The 3,919-nt window shown below is 35.1% G+C and carries 3 protein-coding genes; all 3 read left to right on the plus strand.

Annotated features, from left to right (window positions below; translation table 11 throughout):
- The first annotated feature begins 264 nt into the window (after nucleotides 1–264).
- Nucleotides 265–483, plus strand: coding sequence for an EF-hand domain-containing protein (locus tag H6G18_RS25280; RefSeq protein WP_390825411.1), 219 nt, complete (start codon nucleotides 265–267; stop codon nucleotides 481–483).
- A 490-nt stretch (nucleotides 484–973) separates the two neighbouring features.
- Entirely contained in the window at nucleotides 974–2,092 is a 1,119-nt protein-coding gene (locus H6G18_RS19115) for an acyl-CoA dehydrogenase family protein (RefSeq protein WP_190408685.1), read from the plus strand.
- Between the two features lie 71 nt (nucleotides 2,093–2,163).
- Complete coding sequence (locus tag H6G18_RS19120) at nucleotides 2,164–3,861, plus strand: pyridoxal phosphate-dependent decarboxylase family protein (protein ID WP_190408686.1); 1,698 nt, start codon at nucleotides 2,164–2,166, stop codon at nucleotides 3,859–3,861.
- Nucleotides 3,862–3,919: the final 58 nt, after the last annotated feature.

Here is a 3,919-nt window from a genome sequence, read left to right on the forward strand (position 1 = left end):
GATATCGGGCATGGGCTGATTGTGGTTTTTGAGTTGTCGTTGTGAGAGACAATAACTCTACTACATCGGCCCTCTCTCTTCATCCTCTTATTTTGGCTAAGGTATTGCCAAAAGCATTGGAATGAATTAAAGAAAATAGCTGATAGTGATGGTAACGATGAAGTCAGCTTAGATGAATGGTACAAATACAGCGAGAACATTATTAATGACCAGAAGCAATTTGATCAATACGTAATTGATTCAACCAGCCGACTTGTAGAGTTAATCGATAGTGATAATGACGGTAAACTTACTCTAGAAAATTACAAGCGGTTCTTCACGGCTTATGGTTTAGGAGCAAGTGAAGAAGAGGCAATCTTTAAAAAGCTTGACACAAATGGTGATGGTTTTGTTACAAAGGACGAAGTTTTAAAGCTTGTCCGAGAGTTCTATCTCTCTCAAGATGAAAATTCTCCTGGTAACTGGATTCTTGGTAAATTTTAATAATTGCTTGGCTGGCACTTTTCCTTAACCCTTTTATCTCACTCTGGAACAAAATCTTGATTTTTCGTTAACTAAAATCATGAAGAATTGTCATTTTGTTCAAGATTGATCAAAGAGTAGTAGGAGTCTCCAAAGTATGATTCGTAGATGGCTGGATTTATTAAAATTCAGCCATCTAGTAAAGAGAAAAACTTTACGTCTGGATCTAATATGAAAGAGGATAAAGATAGTACCTACACTCGATCAATAACTAAAAAGTATAGTCGTTTCAATAATATTTTTTTGCAAAACTATGATTGAGTTTTTGATGCTTTCACTCTTCGATGAAAAACGATCGCGGGGTATTTTGTGACTTATATTAATTGTCCAAAAGTAGGCTATAGATGATGCCGAGAAGACTTAGTAATTGATATGTTACAACATTTTAGAGAACTAGTATTTCTGACATCTACTTTAGAGCTTGTTATAGCAAACTTATAAAGCGAGTCTTATGATTCTAAGTCAAGAACGAGCAACCCTCGAAAAGTTTTTTCCAGGATTGGACGCAGTTCTTATAAATATTCCTCTGCTAGAAATGGAAAGCCGAAATAATCCTGCTTTCCAAGTTTTTAGGGAATTTGGTGGGCCTGGTTTATTAATCCCAACCGAGTATGCTGGTTTAGGAGCGTCTCCACTCCAAGCTATTCGTATTCTACGTGCAATTGCAAGTCGTTCTCCTTCGTTAGCAGTTGCAACGACTATGCACCATATCACAGTAGTTATGACTCAGGTGATGATCACTAATCAGCCTGGTTTTGCTCTACTAGAGCGTGTTGCTCGACAAAACCTCTATTTTGCTTCTGGTTTTGCAGAAGGACAAGTAGGACAAAACATACTTGCTTCATGTATGCAAGTCAAAGAAACTGTGGGTGGTCTAATCATCAGTGGTAGCAAGAAGCCTTGTAGTTTGTCTAGGTCTATGGACTTGATGGCTGCTAGTGTTATGCTTCCAGCACACCAAGGAGACGAAGATGAATTAGTAATGGTAATTATCCCAGCGAGTGAACCAGGTGTAGAGCGCTACCCTTTCTGGGAAACTTGGCCTCTTGCAGGAACAGAAAGTGATGAGGTCAGACTTCAAGAGGTTTATGTACCCAAAGAATGTATTTACTATATGGGTAAGCCTGGTCATTTAAATTCGGTACAGGCTCAGACATTTATTTGGTTTGAACTATTCATCTCAGCTGCTTATCTTGGCATTGCTAGTGCTTTAGTTGAGCGTGTATTCAAAGATGGCAAAGGTATACCTTCTGAGCGTGTTTTACTAGCAACAGAGGTGGAAGGTGCAATGGCTGCACTTGAGGGTTTGGCTTATTCCATAATGAATGGAGATAAAGATGAGAAAACAGTAGCGAAATCTCTATTTGTACGTTACTTGGTTCAACGTGCGATCGCATGTGTCACAACGCAGGCTGTAGAAATTTTAGGTGGTATGTCATTTCTTAAATCATCTGAGGTTGCTTACCTACTTGCTTCTGTCCATGCTCTTGCATTTCATCCCCCTTCACGCCTCAGTATTTCACCAGCATTAGATAAATATTTATTAGGTGAAACTCTTCTTTTAATGTAAAAAAGGAGAAAATTTAACGCTAAAATTTATTCCTGATTCAAGTAAATTTTCACGATTAAATAATTTTTAAAATGATTAAGGCAATACATCAAGAAAAACATGGCTTTTATTTAATTAATCAAAACCAAAAATTAAATAATTCACTTTTAAAATATAGTAAATATTGTCTTAACAACACAAATTTAGATGATGATTTTTTGGATGTTGTTACTCAATTGTTAACCGGGTTAAAAAAAATATTAATTGATGCAAATTTAACAGATTCGATAAATTCAGAATTCAAAGTTGAATTAGAAATCAATAAAATCCCTACAAAAGGTTGGTCAATTGAAGATGTTATTCAAAATATTATCCTAAATTATTTAGGAAATGTTCCCAATTATTCAGCAGGATATGCTCCTCTAAATGTTATTCCTCCTCCTTTAATACCAGCTATTCTTGCTAAATTTGCTTGTGCTATTATTAATCCAAATTTAGTTTATGAAAGCTATGCTGGAAAAGCCATTGAAGCTGAACAGTTAGCTATTTCACATTTAGCTGAAATTATAGGTTTTGAACCAAAAATATCAGGAGGATATTTTACATCAGGAGGCTCTGCAAGTAATTACTGGGCAGTTAGATGTGCCTTGGAAAAAGCATTCCCTGGTTTAGGCGAAAAAGGCTTTAAAGCCTTTTCTAATCAAGAACCTGTGGTTATACAATCAGTTCTTGGTCATTATACCAATGTCAACGCAGCTCGCTTACTTGGTATCGGCACTGAAAATGTTATATCTGTTTCTGTTACACCTGATTTTAGTATATCTTTGCCAGCTTTCCAATCTCAGATGGAGAAAGCTATCAAAGAAAATAAACAGGTTGTCTGTATATATTTAATTGCTGGACAAACTGATTCTTTTGGTGTGGATGATGTTAAAGGTGTTGTGAGAATTTGCGAAGAATTATGCCGAAAATATCATGTCCCTAAACCTCATATTCATGTAGATGCTGCTGTTGGGTGGGTTTATAGTATATTTAAAAATTATCAAATTACTGATAATTCTTTAGGATTTTCTACAGATACTCTTGATGTTATTCGAAAATTAAACAATTTATATTCTAGTTTATCTTATGCAGATTCTATTACAGTCGACCCACATAAACATGGTTTTACAGCTTATACTTCTAGTGCCTTAATCTTTAAAAATAAACGAGATTTGTTATTACTACAAAAGGATTTCCACGAAACCCCGTATTTTACTGAAGATATCTTCTGCTCATTTCCAGGTGCTTACACGCCTGAAAGTTCTCGTCCAGGAGATGGCCCTTTAATGATTTTAGCTAATTTATATGCGTTGGGTTATGAAGGATACCAAACTATGATTGGTTATGCTATCCAACAAAGCATCATTTTTCAATCTAAATTGCAATTCAGTTTTAAAAATTCTGTCCAAGTTTTAAATCAAAATGTTCCTGGAACAAGCACACTTTGGCGGTTTTATCCACCTGGGATGGAAGCGCAAGAGGCTTACAACAGAGAGTTACTTGGAACTAGTGAAGAAGATTGTAATTTTACTCAAAAAATAAATGAATATAATCACAATTTGTTTGCCAAAAGTAAGAATATGCGAAGTCATAACACACCTATTTTAGGATATTCTCATCAGGTAATTGTCAACAAATCAGGGATGCCAATTAGTGCTTGGAAATGTATAATAATTAATCCTTTTGTTAATATTTTATCAATAATTGATAATTTGCATATTCTCCTAGATATGGTTGTAGAAAATTAATCCATTAACGCCGCCAAAGACTGTTACAAAATTACTGAAATTTTCAAATTTAATTAGT

It is taken from the genome of Anabaena subtropica FACHB-260, assembly GCF_014697105.1.
GTDB classification, from domain to species: domain Bacteria; phylum Cyanobacteriota; class Cyanobacteriia; order Cyanobacteriales; family Nostocaceae; genus Trichormus; species Trichormus subtropicus.

Bases quoted from the DNA above. Each gene is read 5' to 3' on its own strand.
- H6G18_RS19115 (WP_190408685.1), top strand. From the start codon at position 974: ATGATTCTAAGTCAAGAACGAGCAACCCTCGAAAAGTTTTTTCCAGGA.
- H6G18_RS19120 (WP_190408686.1), top strand. From the start codon at position 2,164: ATGATTAAGGCAATACATCAAGAAAAACATGGCTTTTATTTAATTAAT.